This window comes from Halapricum hydrolyticum, assembly GCF_025517535.1.
Classification (GTDB): Archaea; Halobacteriota; Halobacteria; order Halobacteriales; family Haloarculaceae; genus Halapricum; species Halapricum hydrolyticum.
This window is the reverse complement of record NZ_JAOPKC010000010.1, coordinates 44,534-61,553: the sequence shown is the minus strand read 5'-3', so window position 1 is coordinate 61,553 and position 17,020 is coordinate 44,534. Positions and strand designations below refer to the sequence as shown.

The window sequence follows — 17,020 nt, the reverse complement described above, 5'->3', positions numbered from 1 at the left end:
CACCTATAATTATTTACTCAGATCGTAATAACTCTTTCGACTATTGTGTTTCCGGGCCGTTTCGCACGACGAACTGCGGGCCATGCTTGCGACGGCGCTGGAGCAGACACGCGCCGAGTATCACGAGCACACCCATCAAGCCAGGTGTCACGAAAGTAAACACCGGACGTACCACCGTTTCGAGCAACTGGGGGGACTCGCCGGCCATCTCGAACCCAGTCAGAACGTCGTCGTATCGGACCGCGACCGAAGAAACCAGCGCCCCGGCGAGCAACAGCTGTCGCGGTCGGCCGCTTTCGAGCAAGTACAGCAGGGGAATCAGCGGGAAGTAGAGGATCACGAAGTAGATGGGGAACGACGGGAAAAATACCAGGACAGCGGCCATCGTCCCCATAATCGAGACGAGACGGTCCTCGCGGTCCTCGATCGTCCGGTAGAGATACACCACCGGAGGGGCGAGCACGAGGCCTGCCAACAGCCCGTAGAGCGGCGGATCGACGGTCGGCAACAGTACCGAGATCGGTCGTCGGATCGTCAGGTACGTTTCCCCAGGATCGAGCCCGCCCGCGAAGGCCTCCGGCGAGAACCGCGGGATGATCGCACGCTCGACGTACGCGACCGTCAGTTCCGGGCCGAAGACGGCCAGCCCGGCCGCAAAGCCGACGGCCGCGAAGCCAACGGCAGCGGCGATCGCCCGCCAGGCCCGTCTGCGGAGCAACCAGAGCCCGACGGCCGCCGGGAACACCTTGAGAAACGCCGCGAACGCGAACGCAGCGCCCGCGAGCGTCTCTCGATCGGTGTCGAGCGCGACGAAGCCCACTACCAGCGCAGCCACGAGGTGGTGGTTGACCTGCCCGAAGAACAGCGACGACATCGAGTGGACCGAGCCGACGACGAACGCCCCGATCAATCCTCGATCGAGCCAGGGCAGGCGACCGTCGCCAACCCGCTCGAGATACCGGACGAGCAGCCACGCCGCGGCCAGTCCGACGAGTACGGTCTGTGCCGTGTGGACAGCGAACCCGATCGTTTCGCTACCCAAAAGCGCCAGCGGGACGAATCCGAGGACGGTAATCGGCGGGTAGACGTAGTGGAAGTATCCCGGCAGTCCGTCGGGGACGGCCTGGTAGAAGTTCCCGCCCTCGAGAGCAACGTTGCCCGCGAGGTGGTAGACCCGGTAGTCGATCCCGACGTGCACGGGACTGGCGACGAAAACGTACACGAGATTGACGAGTCCGATCACGACGCCCACCAGCAAGACGAGTCGGACGTCCCGGTTGTCGTCGTCGAGGTCCAGCACGTCTGGGGGACACGACTAGCACTGTGAAAAACTGTCTGATCCAGTCTGTGTCGCCCGCCTCTCGGACCGGTCACTCGGGAAGCAAGACGCCGTCGATCGCGTGGAGGACGCCGTTGGACGCCTCGAAGTCCGTCGCGACGATCGTCGCCTGTCCGTCGTTCAGAACGCCGCCGTCCTGGGTAATGAAGTCGCGATTGAGCATCCGGAGCTGCGGCGCGGCGAGGACCGACTTCGCGTAGCGGCGACCGCGAGGGCGAGTTCGACGAGCGTCGGCTCGGCACTCCCACCCTGTTTCCGTCGTGCACTCGCGGTTCCGACGCCCCCGAGTGCGAACGCCGCTCCCACCGCTCCGATCGTCTTCAGTGCAGTTCGTCAGAGAGCGGAACAGCACTACCGGGTGTCGATTTCGGTTCCTGCTGTGGCTCTTCGGGCGGAGAACGTCAGTCCTTTTGTCGCCGCTCGACTCAGTCGACATATGGCGATCGGCGACGTCTCAGCAGTCACGACCGACGAGAACATTCACTACGTCGACACCGGCATGTACGATTCCGCGGAGTACGGGTCGGTGTATCTGATCGACGACGACCGTCCCGCGCTGATCGACACCGGTATCGGCACGAACTACGAGCGGATTCTCGACCTCCTGGACGCCGTCGGCGTCGATCCCGGGGAGCTTTCGGTGATCGCGCTGACGCACGTCCACCTCGATCACGCCGGCGGGGCCGGATTCCTCGCCGAGGCGTGTCCGAACGCCGGGGTGTACGTCCACGAGATCGGCGCGCCCCATCTCGCGGATCCCGCGCGGCTCTGGGAGGGGACCAAGGGAGCAGTCGGCGAGCAGATCGTCTTCTACACCGAGCCGAAGCCGATTCCCGAAGACCGGATCGAGTCGATCACTGACGGCGACGAGATCGATCTCGGCACCCACACACTGCGGGCCCATCACGCGCCCGGCCACGCACCGCATCAGGTCGTCTTCGAGGTCCCCGAGAGCGACGCCGTCTTCACCGGTGACGCCGCTGGCGTCTACACGCCCTCTATCGATCGGCTTCACGCCACGAGCCCGCCACCGCAGTTCGATCTCGAGGGTGCGCTCGAGGACGTTGAGATGATCCGGGCGCTCGATCCCGAGACGCTGCTGTACGCCCATTTCGGGCCAGCACCGGCAGACGGGCGGCTGGACACGTACGCCGATCGGCTCGAATCGTGGGTCGCGGACGTTCGGGACGCCCGCGAACGATTCGAAGAGACGGACGAGATCGTCGACCAGCTGTGGAATCGAGCGGACGCTCCGGACGTCTGGGACGAGCGCAAGACCCGGGGCGAACTCGCGATGAACGTCCGCGGCGTGCTCGCGTATCTCGATTCCTGACCGAGAAGACACTCACGTATCTCGAACTACCAGTCGGGCCGTCACTCGGCATCCCGTGGACTGGCTGACAGGTCCGGGACTTCTTCGACCGGCTCGTGCGCCACCGCGTAGCCGTTCCCGGTCCTGTACACGTCTCTAACCTCGTAGAACGTGATCGCTCGCTCCTGTTTCGTCCGGACGGGAAATCCGTATCGGTCGGCCTCGTACTCGAAGGTCTCGCCGTCGGCACGGTGCTGGGAGACGAACTCGAGATGGGCGCGGAGGCGACGATCGATCACGTCACGGGAGCGTTCGGGGAGACCCTGGACGCGCTCGTCGAACACCGTTCGAAACTCCTCGTTCAACTCGTAGCCGATCGAGTTCCGCCCGGCGACCATCGCCGCCATCGAGGTGGTTCCCGTCCCCCAGAACGGGTCGAGCACGGTGTCGCCGTAGACCGAATACATGTTGATCAGCCGGTAGGGGATCTCGAAGGGAAAGGCAGCGGACCGATCCCGGAGGTCGTCGCCGTCGGACCCTTCGCTGTCGAGCGTCTGCAAGGCCCCGCGCACGTCGGTCCAGACGTCGGAGAACCACCGGTTGCGCTCTTCCCAGAAGTACGCAGCATCGTAGCGTCGCTCGGCCCGCGGTTCGAACTCGCGGCTGTCCGCGCCGTTGCGAAAGACCAGCACGTACTCGTGTTCGAGCGTGACGTACGCGTTCGGTGGCACCATCCCCGAGCCCATGAACTTCGCCCCCGAGTTGGCGGGCTTTCGCCAGAGGATCTCCGGCAACGGGTCGAACCCGAGTGCTTCGAAGGCGTCGCTGATCCGGTCGTGATTCCGGAAGACGCGAAACCGCCCGCCGATAGATCGCGTTGCGTCGCCGACGTTGACACACGCGATCCCGCCGTCGACCAGCACCCGGCGCAGTTCCCCCCAGACCGCATCGAGCTGTTCGTGCATCCGCTCGAAGGCCGCTTCACCGTCGCCCGCTTCGAGGTGAGTGGCGACCTCCGGATCGAGGTCGGCGAACAGCTCGTCCCACATCTCGATCATGGGATACGGGGGCGAGGTGACCACCAGCTCGACTGAATCGTCCTCGACCGTCTCGAGCGACCGCGCGTCGCCGGTCACGATCCGGTGGCTGGTCTCCATTACTCCAGTTCGTCGACTGCGAGCTCCGATCGTTCGACAGCGAGCCGGAACGTCGGGACAGTCTTGCGGACGCGTTCGAGGACACCCTTCTCGACGAGGCTGTGCAGAGCCGATCGAACGTCGTCGACCTCGTAGTCGCCGTGGCCCGCGTCTTCGAGCGCGTGATAGACCGACACGACGCTCTGGGTCTCTTCGTCGGGACCTGCGATCACGTCGAGGATTCTGGCCTGGATCGGGGGGACGGTGACGTGCTGGTCGTCATCGGTCCCGTCGACGAGTCCCGCGTCCTGGACGAGCTGGCGGCCCTCGGGCGTCGCACAGATCAGGCTGTCCTCGTTGCGGTAGTAGTAGTCTTTGAGTTCCGATTCGAGGAACTGGTGGACCTCGCTGCCGCTGTCCATGTCCCACCGGTCCTGGAGTTCGCGGTTTTTCGTCGGCGCGAGCGCCACGATATCGGCCAGGCGCCGCTTCGCCGTCTCGTCGAGCGTCATCGCCCGTGGCTACGCACGGCCGGGAACAATGGTGTTGTGATTCGCCACGCGGCGTCGATCACAGCTGTGAGAGCGTCTCGGCGACGTCGTCCCAGTGACTGCCGCGCCAGAAGTGCTGGCCACACTCCCGACAGCGCCAGACGGCCTCGTAGTCGGGTTCGGGCGCGTAATCCGGCGTCGGCTCCTCCGGCGCGACCCTGGTCAGGGGCGCGTTGCAGGCACCACACCGGGAGGGCTCGTCCTCGAGTTCGAGTTCGAATCCGGCGTCGCGGAACTCGCGCAACTGATCGACCGTATCCCGGGACTCGATCAGCACCGCCTCTGAGGCCTTCCTGGCCAGGGCGACGTCTCTGGTCACGACGGTTCGGCCCTCGGTTCGGGCGAGCGCAACGATCTCGTCGTCGTCCTCGACGCCGCGGCTCAGCGTGTAGGCGGCGTCGTACCCACACATTCGCAGATACGTCCCGAGCTTGCCGAGCATCGTATCCAGCAACAGTGCCGGACGCCGGTCGGTCTCTCGGCTCATGCCAGGAACCTCCTGATCCCGTCGGCGTCACGCGTGTTGAGCACGTCGTCCGCCTCGGCCCAGCCGCGACGCGCAGTGTGCACCCCGTAGCGCATGTACTCGTAGCTCACCGGCCGGTGGGCGTCCGTATCGATCGCGATCGTCGCCCCGGCCTCGACCGCCGCGCGAACGGCCTGTCCGCCGAGGTCAAGCCGTCGAGGGTTGGCGTTGACTTCCAGCGCCGTCCCCGCGTCGGCTGCCGCCGACGCCAGCCGATCGTATTCGATCGTCAGTCCCGGGCGCTGGTTGAGATATCGTCCCGTCGGATGCCCGATGATGTCGACCTGTGGGTGCTCGGCCGCGGCGATCAACCGGTCTGTCCCGTCGCCGGACAGCCCTGCATGGGGCGAAGCGACGACCAGATCCAGCTCGGCCAGGATCTCGTCGGCGACCGAGATCGAGCCGTCCCCGGCGATGTTCGCCTCGACGCCCGCGAAGACCTCGATATCGGCGTCGTCGGCAGCAGCCCGGATCTCCCCGACCTGCTCGCGTAGCGTCTCGTCGTCGATCCCGACCCCGCCGACCATCCCCGGGCCGGTAGCGTGGTCGGTGATCGCGACGTACTCGTGACCGAACGCCGCTGCGCCCTCGATCATCTCCGCGATCGAGTTGCCGCCGTCCGACCAGTCCGTGTGCGTGTGAAGGTCCCCGCGAACGTCCGCCTCGGCGAGCAAGTCGGGCAGTGCGCCCGCCGCAGCGGCCTCGATCTCGCCACGTCCCTCGCGCAGTTCCGGCGGAATGAGCGGCAGGTCCAGCGCCATATACATCGACTCCTCGGTCTCGCCGCCGATCCGGTCGCCGACGCGCTGGCCGGCGTCCGGATCCTCGACTTCCGAAACGTCGAAGACGCCGTACTCGTTCATCTTCAGGTCGCGCTCGATCGCGCGGTTCCGCAGCGCGACGTTGTGATCGCGACTCCCGGTGAAATACTGGAGCGCGGCCCCGAACTCCCCGGGAGCGACGACCCGGAGATCGACCCGGACCGACCCGACGCGCAGGCTCGCCTTCGTCTCGCCGGCCTCGATGACCGTCTCGGCCTCGTCCCAGTCGGTGAACGCTTTCACGACCCGCTCGCCGTCGTCGCTGCCGACCAGTACGTCGACGTCGCCGATCGTCGGTTTCCAGCGCCGCAGCGAGCCTGCGACCTCGACGGCTTCGACCGAGGGCTGGTCGGCGAGATACGAGCGCGCGGCTTCGCCGAGCGGGACAGCTTCGCCCAGCAACTGTCGCTCGTGGGCCTGCCTGGCGAACTCGATGCCCTCCAGGATGTTCTGTTCGGTCTTGGCACCGAAACCCTTGATCTCCTGGATCTCCCCGGCCGCTGCGGCGTCTTCCAGGTCGTCGAGCGTCCGGATCCCCAGGGCCTCATAGAGCGTGCCGACGGTCTTCGGGCCGACTCCCTCGACGCTGGTCAGCGCGTCGATCTCGACGGGTAACTCCTCGCGGAGCTCCTCGAGTTCGTCGATCGAGCCCGTCTCGACGTACTCGACGACTTTCGACGCGATGGCGTCGCCGACGCCGTCGATCTCCCCGACGGCCTCGGGACCCTGGCCTGCGAGTCGCTCGATCGGCTCGGGATATTCGCGGACGTTCTCGGCCGCCCGACGGTAGGCCCGCGGCTTGTACTCGACGTCCATCGCGTCGAGCCGATCGGCCATCTCCTCCAGCCGGTCGGCGGCAGCGTCGTTGCGTGTCATCGATCTCCTCCGTGCGACCCGCGCGGGCCGCCATCGTGGTCCTCGTGGCCGAGCGCCTGCCTGAGAAACGACATCCATCGTTTCTGGTCGGCCGCCTCCTTGGCTTGCTTTTCGCTTTCGATGTCCGTCGGCCCCAGCGACTCCAGCGCTTCCAGCGCGCGGTCGATACCGACGATCGCCTCCGCGAGCCGCTCGCCCTCCTGATAGGAGATCGATTCCGATTCGAGACGCCGACGGCGCTTTCGGCGTTCGCGCCGGAGATTGCGCTTCGCCCGCTCGACGCGCTCGCGCTCGCCGGCCGGAACCGTCTCCCGGCGCTTGATCTCGAAGACGAACGACCGGAGGTCGATCGTCTCCCCTTGCACGTCGACCTGTTCGGGGATGGCGGTCCCGACCGTCGCCCCCTCACGCTTGACGCGTTCGAGCAGTTGCTTGCGCTGGTACTCTTGCACGTTCACTCGTCGGAACCGCATCGAGAAAAATCCACGCGTCCGTGCGCGGTTTCGACTACGGGTCGCGCACGATCCGGTCAGGACGTCCAAGCACAATCCATTTGCCCGGGCGGTCCGAAACAGGTGATAATGGCGACCTGCGACGTGTGTGGCAAGCAGACGAACATGCCGTATCACTGCCGACACTGCGGCGGGACGTTCTGTGCCGATCATCGCCTGCCGGAGAACCACGACTGCCCGGGGCTCGACGACTGGGGCGACCCCGGCGGGGTCTTCGACAGCGGCTTCGACACCAGCGTCGATACGTCCAGCACGACCCAGTCAGACGGAATCGCCGGCCGTCTCGGTATCAACACCGGGCCGGGCAGCTTCTTCGGCTACTTCCGGGGGAATATGACCTACGCGTTCCTCGGGCTGATGTGGCTCACGTTCATTCTCCAGGCGATCGTTCTGACGATCGGCGACAACCAGCTCCATCGGACGCTGTTCGTCCTCACGCCACAGCACCCCGAATACGTCTGGACGTGGGTGACGTCCATCTTCGCGCACGGCGACTTCGGCCACATCGCAGTCAACAGTATCGTGATCTTCTTCTTCGGCCGTCTCGTCGAGGATTACGTCGGATCCCGTGACTTCAGCGCCCTGTTCATCGCGAGTGGCGCGATAGCCGGCCTCGGCCAGGTTGCCCTCCAGATCTACGAGGGGTTCGGCGCCATTCCGAGTGCTGGCGGCGTCGTTGGTGCCAGCGGGGCCGGGCTCGCCATCATGGGCGTGTTGACGATCCTCAATCCCAACCTTCGCGTCTACCTGTACTTCCTGATCCCGATCCCGATCTGGGTTCTCACGGCCGGGTTTGCGGTCGTGAGCGCGCTCGGCGTCTTCGGTCCGAGTCTCACTGGCAGCAACGTCGCTAACCTGGCACATCTGCTCGGGCTCGTGATCGGGCTCGCATACGGCCAGCGAGTCAAAAACCGGGTGCGCGCGCCCCAGCAGTTGCAGTTCGGCGGGGGCGGCCCCGGCGGTCCCGGCGGCCCGGGCGGTCCCGGTAGACGGCGCGGTCCGTTCTGAGCATGCAGCCCGTCCGCCCCGAGTTCGTTCCGGACGCGAGCCTCACCCGCGAAGAAATGGAATCGCTGCAGGACGAGATCGCCGAGGCCGCGGTCTTCGAGGACGACCTCGGGTTCGATCCTGAGGACGTCACGGTCGGCCGGGACAGCGGACAGCGATCACTCGTCGAGGCCGACCCCCCGGTCATCGCCGGCGTCGACCAGGCGTTTCTCGAAGACGATCGGGCCGTCAGCGCCGCCGTCGCGCTCCGCGCTGGCGAGGTGATCGACGAGGCCACGGCCGTCGCGGAGACGGAGATCCCCTACATCCCGGGACTGTTGAGTTTCCGGGAGGGCAACGCCGTCCTCGCAGCCCTGGAAGCGCTGTCGGTCTCGCCGGACCTGACAGTCGTCGACGGGAGCGGCCGGATCCACTTCCGGCAGGCCGGACTGGCGACACACGTCGGCGTCACGCTCGATCACCCGACGGTCGGCGTCGCGAAGAACCTCCTCTGTGGGACGCCACGGGAGCCGATCCCGGATCGGTTGCCCGAGGGCGCACGGATCCCGATCGAGGCCAACGGTGACGTGACCGCGCCGGACGGGACCGTGATCGGCTACGCCTACCAGAGCCGCCAGTACGAGCGCGGCTCGACCAGCATTAATCCGCTATATGTCAGTTCTGGCCACCGGATCAGCGCCGAGGCGGCCGTCGCCGTCGTCGAGCGGACCTGCGACGGCTACAAGCTTCCGGAACCGACGCGACTGGCCGACGCGCTCGCCGACGAGGCCAAGTCCGAGTTCAGGTGACGCTCGGCCGTCCCGAGCGAACCACAACGTTAGACTATCTGTGGTCCTCACCACCGGTCGATGACCACGTCCGTCACCGAGAACGGGATCACGGCACGCTACGAGGAAACCGAGACCGAGCGCCTGCTCACCTTCGAGCGCGAGGGGGCGACGGCCGCCATCGCCCAGAACATCGACGGCTACGTCATGCTGAAGGTACGCCCGAGAGCCGACGGCGACGAACTCGAACGCTACTACGGGTTCGACATGGCGCTCGATCACGCCGCGGAACTGCTCGGCGTCTCGCCCCACGACCTGCCAGTCCCCGAGCCGGCCGAAGACATGGGGATGTGACACTGGCGAAACGCTAGTCCTCGACCAGTAGCTCGGCGAACTGCTCGGGATGCTCGACGTGGGGCAGGAGGGTCGCCTCGTCGAAAACGACCAGCTTCGCGTCGCTGGCGTCCGCGAGCGATCGTCCCGCCGACAGCGGCGTCGTCGAGGCGTCCCGACCCCAGACGAGGGTCACGGGGGCATCGACGTCCGGGAGCGCCTCTTCGAGGGATTCGTCGGGATCGAGGAACCCACCGAGGAACGACGCCGGGGCGAACCGGGCGCCCTCCTGATGGGCCGAATGCCACTCGTAATCGAGTCTCTCCTCGGTGAGATTGTCCATATCGTAGTAGCCGTGATCGGCGTGGAAGTGACGCATCGAGGGTTTGCTGACGAGCGCGTTGAACAGTGCCTGCCCGACCAGCGGCGAGCGCAGCAGCGACCGGACCCAGGTTCGCTTGCCATCCCCGCCCATGGTCGTACCAGTCGGGCAGATCAACACCAGCTCCGAGACGTCGAGATCGCGGGCCGCGAGGGTGACGTACGCCCCGGAGAGGCCTGAAGCGACGACGGTCGGTTCGTCAGTCAGGTCCTCGAGGAAGTCCACGAGGAACTGCTCGTACAGCGGCGCCGAGTACAGAAGCGGCGGCCGATCGGTGGTGCCGAACCCGGGCAGATCCGGTGCGAGCACGTGATACTCTTCGGCCAGCGACTCGAAAACGGTCTCGAACTCGCGACTGGTCGCGGCGGCGTTGATCCCGTGGACCAACACGAGCTCCGGGTCTTGCGGGTCGCCGGCTTTCGTGTATCCGACGTTGAAACCGCGCCAGCGATACGACCGGAGCTCGCCCGGCAGTGGCGCCTCCAGATCGCTGGCTCTCGATTGCAGGAGGCGGTTGCTCGCGGCAGCGAAACCGAGTCCACCGACGCCGGCGGCGAGGACGTTTCGAAGCTTCATGCTCGCGTCTTGGAGCGAGACCGACATATAATGACCGGCGGCTGTTACGGTCCGTCCCCCCGCGCGATATCAATCGGACGGGGAGACCGTCACGGACAGATCGAGTTTCCGCGCTGACCGAACCGCGTAGACGATACTGCCGGCGAACAGGAGCAGACTCCCGACGACGAACAGCGCGCTGAGCGGCGACATCGGGTCGACGAAGACCCAGTACAGCGGGGCGGCGATCGCGGGGCCGGCTACCAGTCCGGCGATCTTCGCGACCAGGGGGCCACAGCAGCCGCAGGTACACGTGCCGACGATGGCGGCGCTCCCGGCCGTCCCCTCGGTCAGACCAGCCTCCTGTTCGGCACGCCACTGACGGGCGATGAGCGCCCCGTTCAGTCCGATGAGCGCACTCAGCGTCCCGAGGATCAAGAGCTGCCCGGGTGAGACAGCCAGAAACAGCGGGATGTGCGGGATCGCGATTTCGAGCGTCGGCCAGGACACCAGCTGATAGATCGTCGGCAGAACAGCGACGGTGATCTCGTGTGGCGCGCCTTCCTCCGGGAAAAACGAGAGGTACCCGGTCACGCCGAAGAAAAACAGGAGCAAGACGACAGCAGTGCCGATCCCGAACCGCCGGGCGACGCGGTCACGAAGCACAGCTCGAATGGCGTCGCCGGCGTCGACCCAGAGGACGTACCCGACAAAGACTGGCGTCGTGAGGACAATCGCGTACCCGAGCGGGTGCGTATCGCTGGCCGGCCCGGGAATCAGGTAGGGATAGACGATCCACAGCCCCATCAGGACGCCGAGCAGCGCGTACCGCGGACGGTTCGGCCAGCGAAGGCGGCCGACGAGGACGCTCCCGGCGACGATAGCGGTACCGACCGACAGCGCCACCGGCTGATACCACGATCGGGAGAACGGCATCGACTGTGCGGTATAGGTCGGATCCGGAGACAACCCCTCGAAGAGGACCGTCCCGAGTGCGGTGAGTGAAATGCCGATGAAGACACCGTAGAGTGCAAGCGTCGGCGCGAAGTGGTTCGTGCGTTTGAGCAGGGCACTGGCGACGAGGACGACGACGCCGACCAGCGCGAGCGCGATCCCGTGCCCTTGCGTGATCCCGCCGGTCGCAGTCGCCTCGTGGGCGGAGACGACCGGGATCTGCGCGAGGGCGACGACACCCACGAACGCTGTGAGGGTGGTGCGGAGACCGCCAGTGTCCGGACGCGGGGGCCGGGCTGGACCACTCGAATCCGATGACATTGCACCACGTTACAGCCGAAGGTACATTTATATGACTGTAGCGGAACTCTGGTCGAGAAGAATCGGCAGGCGTCCCGGCAGTCGACGCGATAATAACGCTACACGCCTAACAGTAGCTGATGACTCCACATGCGCCGTCGGACGTACCGATCTACGAGAGTGATGCCGAGCGACAGATGCTCTGGGAACGCGACGCCGGCAACGATCAGCCAGTCGTCGCGATCCGGAACGCCCGTCGTGGCTGGATCGTCCGGTACGACCTCGCACATCTCGACGCCGAGTTGCGCCCCGAAACTCTGCAGCGACTTCGCGACTCGGTGGGTGACCGACGGCCCTACCCAACCGGCACAGACCCGATCTCACAGGCGGAGGGCGTCGGCGGCGAGGCAGGACCGGTCTCCGGGGACTTGCACGAATCGAGCGAGGAAGCGGCGCGCGAGCTGGCAGCACACGTCTCGACGTTCGTCTTCGACCGCTCTAAATGGGCGTGAATTCGAACGGCTCGTCCTTTTTACCGCCCGGAGCCGTATGCTCGGGCATGACCGTCGATCGAGCAACGTGTCCACACTGTGAGTCGTCGATCAGCGGCGACGAACTCGAAAAACTCGAAGTCAGCAGCGACAGGATCGCACCGATGGGTGCGGGCAAGCGCAGCGACACGCTCTACGTCTGCCCGTCGTGTAACACGATCCTGGGCTGACTGGACAGTGCGACGGAGAGGCCGACGCCGCCCGACCAGTGTGAAAGGCCGTCCCGATGCTCAGTTCGCCGTCGAGACGATCTTGATCACGTCGCCCTCTTCGAGCTCTTGGTCGTCGCTGATCCGCATGTCCTTGCGGGCGTCGACGGCGTGGAGATAGCCGTCGCCGATGTCGCTGTGGACCGCGTACGCGAGGTCTTTCGGGGTCGATCCACTCGGCAGGAGGAACGCGTCGGGCAGGACGTTGCCCTGGCCGTCAGTCCAGTGGGTCGCGTCCTGGACGGGATAGGCCGTGATGTGATCGAGCAGATCGTAGACGGCGTAATCGAGCGCCTCCTGAATTCCGGTTCCACCCCATTCAGTCATGACACCCCGGATCCGTTCGAGACCCTGCTGTTGCTGGTCGCTCACGTCGCCGACGATATCGAAGTCCGCGTCTCCGGGATCGTATTCGATCACGCCCGCCTCGGCGGCCTTCCGGAGTGCCAGTTCGCCGTCCGCCGTTGCGGGAACGACTGCGTCGGCGGCCTCCCGCAGTCGTTGCAGGTTCTGTTCGGGCGCGATGTCCGCCTTGTTGGCCACGACGACGATCGGCTTCGTTCGCGTGCGGATGTCCTCGGCCAGTGCCTCGCGGTGGTCGTCGGTCCACTGGAGCGGATCCTCGGGATGGTCGAGTTCGCGCAACGTCCGGGAGACGTCGAGTTCGCTCGCGCCGACGCCACTGAGCAGATCGACCAGCGCCTCGTCCAGTTCGAAGTCCGGCGATCGGGAGGCGCGCTCGACCGACTCCCAGTTGCGATCGACGATGCTGGCCAGCCACAGATCCAGTTCCGTCTCGATGAAATCCAGGTCAGAGAGTGGATCGTGCTCGCCGACCTCGATCGGTTCGCCCTCCTTGTCGGTCGCGCCCGCCGCGTCGACGACGTGGAGGATGACGTCGGCGTTCGAGAGTTCGTCCAGGAACTGATTTCCCAATCCCCGACCCTCGTGTGCCCCGGGGACCAGTCCCGCGACGTCCAGCAACTCGACGGGAACGTATCGCTTGCCGTCGTGACAGTGTTCGTTCCCGCAGCGCTCATCGAGGTCGAGACAGGGACAGTCCGTCCGGACGTGGGTGACGCCCCGGTTGGCGTCGATCGTCGTGAACGGGTAGTTGCCCACGTCGACCTCGGCCATCGTCGCCGCCGTGTAGAAGGTTGACTTGCCGGCGTTGGGTTTCCCGGCAAGCGCGATCGAGAGCATACCTTCGAGTGGGTGACCCCGGTCCAAGGGGATTTCGATCGTGTGAGTCCTGCAGTCGCGGCCCGCCGGCCAGCGGAGAGGGACCTGTCGACCCCAATATTCATTCCTGATCCGACAAATATGTCGGCATGGACAGACGACTCACGATCGGCGTCCTCACGGGGGCGTTTCTGGGGCTGTTCTGCATCGCCGGAGTCGGTCTCCGGATCGGCTTCGAGGGCAACGAACTGTTTCTGTTTTCGATGTGGTACAATCGAGTCGTCATGGGACTGCTGATCGGGCTCGCGGGCGGGCTCCAGATCGTCGACTCGGAGTACAACGTCATCGTCAGGGGCTTGCTGCTGGGGCTGGTGGTCACTACGGCGATCACACTCACCAGTGAGTTCCGCGACTGGCCGAGCTTCTTCGCCGGCGTGGCCTACGGCGTCATCATCGACTGGGTCGCGACTCGATATAGCTGACTGACCCAACAAGGTGTACCGCTGGCCTGCGGTTTGGGCGAGAACGTAAAAAACCAACAGGGGACGGAGACATAAATACCCTGGTACACAATAGCAAATAACCATTGACTTGGTGTCTGTATGTGCATGTGGGTGGAGGGGTTATGGAACAGCACCCAAACGCTGCAATGGGGGGGTCCACACAGCGCGACCGTGCACAAGCCCATCTCTATGAGGCCCTTCAGGCGGATTCGGCGGCGGCCAAAAACAGCAGTTGATCATCGCACCAATCCGTGGCATATCACAGCCAAGGCGGATCGGCCAGTGCCGCGGAACCCGCTGCCCCACCTACATTCGCTGCTCCACCTACTTCAGTTTGATACAGATCGTGTCGAATACGAGCCGTTGATACGGCGTTAGCTATCCATTTGCCCGTCTGCACTGCCAGATTTTGCCCGTCTGCGCTGCCAGATGGTTCACGTTGCCACTGTGAGAAGTTATACCGTTCTCGGTTCACGTTATGAGAAGTCCCATACGGTTCTCGCGATTGACGGAAACACGTCAGACAGCGCCGATCGGGAATATTTGCCATAGCCGCCATTGTTTTGCAGCGATAGGGAGTCAGTCCACACATGGCGGCAAAAACCTGTGTAGTGACGGGATCCTCGAGCGGGATCGGGCGGGCCATCGCCGAGCGGTTCGGCGAAGAAGGACACAACGTCGTGGTAAATTACAGGAGCTCCAGAGAGGGTGCCGAGCAGACGGCCACCGCCGTCGAAGCTGCGGGTGGCTCGGCACTGATCGTCCAGGCCGACGTGACCGATATGGACGCGGTACAGCGGATGGGTGACAAAGTCCACAGGGAATTCGGACAGGTGGACGTACTGGTGAACAACGCCGGCATCAACCAGGACGTCAAGTTTACCGAGATGTCCCACGAAGAGTGGGATACCGTTCTCGACGTGCATCTCGACGGTGCGTTCCACGCCACTCAGACGTTCTACGACGATCTGGCCGCTGCCGACGAGGGTCGTCTGATAAACATCTCCAGTATCATCGGCAAGGGTGGCAACTTCGGGCAAGCAAACTACGCGACGGCCAAGGCGGGAATGTTCGGATTCACGCGGACGCTTGCACTCGAACTTGCTCCGAACGGATCGACTGCCAATTGTATCGCGCCCGGCTTCATCTCCACCAGGATGGTCGAAGACCTTCCGGAGCACATCAAAGACCAGATCCGGGAAGATACGCCGCTCGGCCGACTGGGCACTCCCGAAGAAATCGCAGAGATCGTCGCGTTTCTGGCGAGTGACCGGTCGTCGTTCATTACCGGCGAGGTCATCGACGCCAACGGCGGCAAAGATCTGTAAGACCCCGCACCCGACGACAGCCGAGACCGCGTTCGATCACGTCGCCGGGTCGGGGTGATCGCCGTCGGGACCGTCCCCGGCTGGCCCGGGTGGCTCCGTAACTGCGCCGTCGTCGGATTCGCCCCCGGTTTTGTCTTCGGATCCGTCGCCAGTTTCGCCTTCGGATTCGTGGTCGCTGGATTCGTCGGCAGCAAGCGCGTCTGTGTCGACCTCGCCTTCGACGGGGTCTGGGACTGGATCCGATTCGCCTTCCATTTCGGCGGCCATCTCGGCCATCGCTTCGGCGTCCTCGTCGGGTTCGTCCAGCACATCCTCGGTGTGTAGCTCGATCTCGCCGCCGGCACGGATCGTCCCGTCGACGGTCGCGTTCTCGTGGAGCCGGACGTTCTCGGCGGCGACGTCCCCCCAGATCTTGACGCCCGGCCCGATCTCGAGATCGCCGTTGCGGGTCGTGACGTTCCCTTTGATCTCCGAACCCCGGCCGACGATGATGTCGTCTTTCCCCCGGAGGCTCCCGAAGAGGACGTTGTCTCGGCCGACGGTCACCGATTCAGCGCGGATGTTGCCATGGATCCGGCAGTCGTCGCCCATCCGTGCTGGCGTCGACACGCGCCAGGAGTCGTCGCTGACGGTCGCACCGCGCGGGATGACGACCGGTTCGTCGTCGCGATCACTGTCGAGCAACTGCGAGAGGGCGTCCTCGGCGGCCTCTTGCTCGCCGATCCGCAACAGCTGGCCCAGGTAGACGAACAGGAAGACGATCGTCGGCATGGGGTTGCGGATGACGATCCAGCCGTTGGCCTCGAAGCCCTCCTCGATGTCGACGTCGTCGCCGATGTCGATGTCGCCCGCGACCTTGAGCTGGCCGCCGACGTGGACGCGCTCGCCCAGATAGGCGTCCTCACCGACGAGCACGTTGTCCGCGACGTCACACCACATGTCCAGCCGACAGTCACCCTCGGCTTCGATGTGTCCGCCGAAACGAACGCGCTCGCCGGCGATGACGTTCCGCCCGCGGACGCCGAACTCCACGGTCGACTGGCCGCCGACAAGCACGTCGCCGTCGGTGACGAGGTCGTGCTCCTCGACGGTCGTCCCGTCGGGGATCGTCAGTTCCTCAAGCGGGTCCGATCGAAACAGCACACGTATCATACGTCGATCGTCCGTATTAAAGCCATAGCACGTGTCTGCCGGGCGTCTGCCGGGCGTCTGACGCCCATCGCGATCGGGCTCGTTTTGAGGCTCCGGGACCAATACGCTGGCAATGACAGTGCTGTCGTTCGACGAGCAGGGTGTGGACGTGATCTACGAGGGTCACGAGTTCCGCCTGGAGAAGTCTCTCATCGAGGACGCGATCGAAAAGCCCTATCCCGACGTGACCGACCACGAAGTGCTCAAGATCGTCGAGAAAAACCCGAACCTCTCGGGCGAGCCACAGCGGATCGGTGAAGTACTCAAGTAAACGTTCTACCGGGATCAGAACTGGTATCGGCGGTCGTCCGGATCGCCCTGGGTGGCGCCGCCAATGCCGCCCGTCCCGCCAGTCATCTCGTCGAAGGTCATGCCGGAGAGATATTCGTCGTAGGTCACGTCGTACTGATCGCGGAGCTGGAAGTCGAGCCGTCCGGTATCGACCTGCTGCTGGAAGAACGCGTGGACGGCCCGCCGGACGAGTTCGTCGGGGTCGGTCGGTCCGAGCGCAGCGGTCAGCATCGCCAGTTCGGTTCGCGTCTCCCGATCGAGGGTGACGTCGATCGACTCGCCGAGTTCGCCTGCCACGTCAGTGATGTCTTCGTCGAGATCATCGAGGCTCATACGCGGTGATACTCCGGGACCGGGAAACACCTTTCGACGACTGGTCGAAGCGAGGACACC

Annotated in this window: 21 protein-coding genes; 9 read left to right on the top strand and 12 right to left on the bottom strand. The window is 65.0% G+C overall.

Annotated elements, in window-relative coordinates; all coding sequences use genetic code 11:
- Positions 1-40: 40 nt before the first annotated feature.
- Positions 41-1,300, bottom strand: coding sequence for a glycosyltransferase family 87 protein (locus tag OB916_RS10125; RefSeq protein ID WP_315909170.1), 1,260 nt, complete (start codon positions 1,298-1,300; stop codon positions 41-43).
- A gap of 70 nt (positions 1,301-1,370) precedes the next feature.
- Positions 1,371-1,502, bottom strand: a complete 132-nt coding sequence (locus OB916_RS17025) for a fasciclin domain-containing protein (protein WP_390884075.1) — start codon at positions 1,500-1,502, stop codon at positions 1,371-1,373.
- A 273-nt stretch (positions 1,503-1,775) separates the two neighbouring features.
- On the opposite strand from OB916_RS17025, the gene OB916_RS10115 reads away from it, so the two are divergent.
- Positions 1,776-2,672, top strand: a complete 897-nt coding sequence (locus OB916_RS10115) for an MBL fold metallo-hydrolase (protein WP_315909168.1) — start codon at positions 1,776-1,778, stop codon at positions 2,670-2,672.
- Between the two features lie 41 nt (positions 2,673-2,713).
- On the opposite strand, the gene OB916_RS10110 is transcribed toward OB916_RS10115, so the two are convergent.
- From OB916_RS10110 to OB916_RS10090, 5 genes are read right to left on the bottom strand one after another with little or no spacing between them, the layout of a single operon-like run.
- On the bottom strand, positions 2,714-3,808 hold the full coding sequence (locus OB916_RS10110; RefSeq protein ID WP_315909167.1) for a DNA-methyltransferase: 1,095 nt from the start codon (positions 3,806-3,808) through the stop codon (positions 2,714-2,716).
- On the bottom strand, positions 3,808-4,299 hold the full coding sequence (locus OB916_RS10105) for a DUF5797 family protein (RefSeq protein WP_315909166.1): 492 nt from the start codon (positions 4,297-4,299) through the stop codon (positions 3,808-3,810). Before OB916_RS10105 ends, OB916_RS10110 begins: the two co-directional genes overlap by 1 nt.
- A gap of 58 nt (positions 4,300-4,357) precedes the next feature.
- A complete protein-coding gene (locus tag OB916_RS10100) occupies positions 4,358-4,825 on the bottom strand; it encodes a Mut7-C RNAse domain-containing protein (RefSeq protein WP_315909165.1) in 468 nt (155 codons plus the stop codon).
- Entirely contained in the window at positions 4,822-6,561 is a 1,740-nt protein-coding gene (gene polX / locus OB916_RS10095) for a DNA polymerase/3'-5' exonuclease PolX (protein ID WP_315909164.1), read from the bottom strand. Before polX ends, OB916_RS10100 begins: the two co-directional genes overlap by 4 nt.
- Positions 6,558-7,013 carry a DUF5788 family protein gene (locus OB916_RS10090; protein WP_315909163.1) on the bottom strand — a complete coding sequence of 152 codons (456 nt, stop codon included), beginning with the start codon at positions 7,011-7,013 and terminating at the stop codon, positions 6,558-6,560. The genes polX and OB916_RS10090 overlap by 4 nt, the downstream gene beginning before the upstream one ends.
- Before the next feature lie 129 nt (positions 7,014-7,142).
- Here OB916_RS10090 and OB916_RS10085 point away from each other — a divergent pair, with 129 nt between their 5' ends.
- From OB916_RS10085 to OB916_RS10075, 3 genes are read left to right on the top strand one after another with little or no spacing between them, the layout of a single operon-like run.
- A complete protein-coding gene (locus tag OB916_RS10085; RefSeq protein WP_315909162.1) occupies positions 7,143-8,081 on the top strand; it encodes a rhomboid family intramembrane serine protease in 939 nt (312 codons plus the stop codon).
- Between the two features lie 2 nt (positions 8,082-8,083).
- Entirely contained in the window at positions 8,084-8,869 is a 786-nt protein-coding gene (locus OB916_RS10080; RefSeq protein ID WP_315909161.1) for an endonuclease V, read from the top strand.
- 60 nt (positions 8,870-8,929) lie between these two features.
- The gene (locus tag OB916_RS10075) at positions 8,930-9,202 is read left to right on the top strand and encodes a DUF7111 family protein (RefSeq protein ID WP_315909160.1); all 273 of its coding nucleotides are present in this window, start codon (positions 8,930-8,932) and stop codon (positions 9,200-9,202) included.
- A 13-nt stretch (positions 9,203-9,215) separates the two neighbouring features.
- On the opposite strand, the gene OB916_RS10070 is transcribed toward OB916_RS10075, so the two are convergent.
- Together OB916_RS10070 and OB916_RS10065 are read right to left on the bottom strand one after the other, a co-directional pair.
- Entirely contained in the window at positions 9,216-10,139 is a 924-nt protein-coding gene (locus tag OB916_RS10070) for an alpha/beta fold hydrolase (protein WP_315909209.1), read from the bottom strand.
- 69 nt (positions 10,140-10,208) lie between these two features.
- Positions 10,209-11,393, bottom strand: coding sequence for a hypothetical protein (locus OB916_RS10065; RefSeq protein ID WP_315909159.1), 1,185 nt, complete (start codon positions 11,391-11,393; stop codon positions 10,209-10,211).
- Positions 11,394-11,512: 119 nt separating this feature from the next.
- Here OB916_RS10065 and OB916_RS10060 point away from each other — a divergent pair, with 119 nt between their 5' ends.
- Together OB916_RS10060 and OB916_RS10055 are read left to right on the top strand one after the other, a co-directional pair.
- The gene (locus OB916_RS10060; RefSeq protein ID WP_315909158.1) at positions 11,513-11,884 is read left to right on the top strand and encodes a hypothetical protein; all 372 of its coding nucleotides are present in this window, start codon (positions 11,513-11,515) and stop codon (positions 11,882-11,884) included.
- A 47-nt stretch (positions 11,885-11,931) separates the two neighbouring features.
- Positions 11,932-12,093: a hypothetical protein gene (locus tag OB916_RS10055; RefSeq protein ID WP_315909157.1), complete on the top strand. Its 162-nt coding sequence runs from the start codon at positions 11,932-11,934 to the stop codon at positions 12,091-12,093.
- A gap of 60 nt (positions 12,094-12,153) precedes the next feature.
- Here the strand turns inward: OB916_RS10055 and OB916_RS10050 are convergent, their stop codons facing one another.
- Positions 12,154-13,335 (bottom strand): redox-regulated ATPase YchF, encoded by a 1,182-nt coding sequence (locus OB916_RS10050; protein WP_315909156.1) that lies wholly within the window; start codon positions 13,333-13,335, stop codon positions 12,154-12,156.
- A 128-nt stretch (positions 13,336-13,463) separates the two neighbouring features.
- On the opposite strand from OB916_RS10050, the gene OB916_RS10045 reads away from it, so the two are divergent.
- Both OB916_RS10045 and OB916_RS10040 read left to right on the top strand, forming a co-directional pair.
- Positions 13,464-13,796 carry a hypothetical protein gene (locus OB916_RS10045; protein WP_315909155.1) on the top strand — a complete coding sequence of 111 codons (333 nt, stop codon included), beginning with the start codon at positions 13,464-13,466 and terminating at the stop codon, positions 13,794-13,796.
- 611 nt (positions 13,797-14,407) lie between these two features.
- On the top strand, positions 14,408-15,145 hold the full coding sequence (locus OB916_RS10040) for a beta-ketoacyl-ACP reductase (protein WP_315909154.1): 738 nt from the start codon (positions 14,408-14,410) through the stop codon (positions 15,143-15,145).
- A 36-nt stretch (positions 15,146-15,181) separates the two neighbouring features.
- Here the strand turns inward: OB916_RS10040 and OB916_RS10035 are convergent, their stop codons facing one another.
- Positions 15,182-16,297: a polymer-forming cytoskeletal protein gene (locus tag OB916_RS10035; RefSeq protein WP_390884074.1), complete on the bottom strand. Its 1,116-nt coding sequence runs from the start codon at positions 16,295-16,297 to the stop codon at positions 15,182-15,184.
- A 112-nt stretch (positions 16,298-16,409) separates the two neighbouring features.
- On the opposite strand from OB916_RS10035, the gene OB916_RS10030 reads away from it, so the two are divergent.
- Complete coding sequence (locus tag OB916_RS10030) at positions 16,410-16,607, top strand: DUF5800 family protein (protein ID WP_315909152.1); 198 nt, start codon at positions 16,410-16,412, stop codon at positions 16,605-16,607.
- A 14-nt stretch (positions 16,608-16,621) separates the two neighbouring features.
- Here the strand turns inward: OB916_RS10030 and OB916_RS10025 are convergent, their stop codons facing one another.
- Positions 16,622-16,960 carry a hypothetical protein gene (locus tag OB916_RS10025; RefSeq protein WP_315909151.1) on the bottom strand — a complete coding sequence of 113 codons (339 nt, stop codon included), beginning with the start codon at positions 16,958-16,960 and terminating at the stop codon, positions 16,622-16,624.
- Positions 16,961-17,020 lie beyond the last annotated feature (60 nt).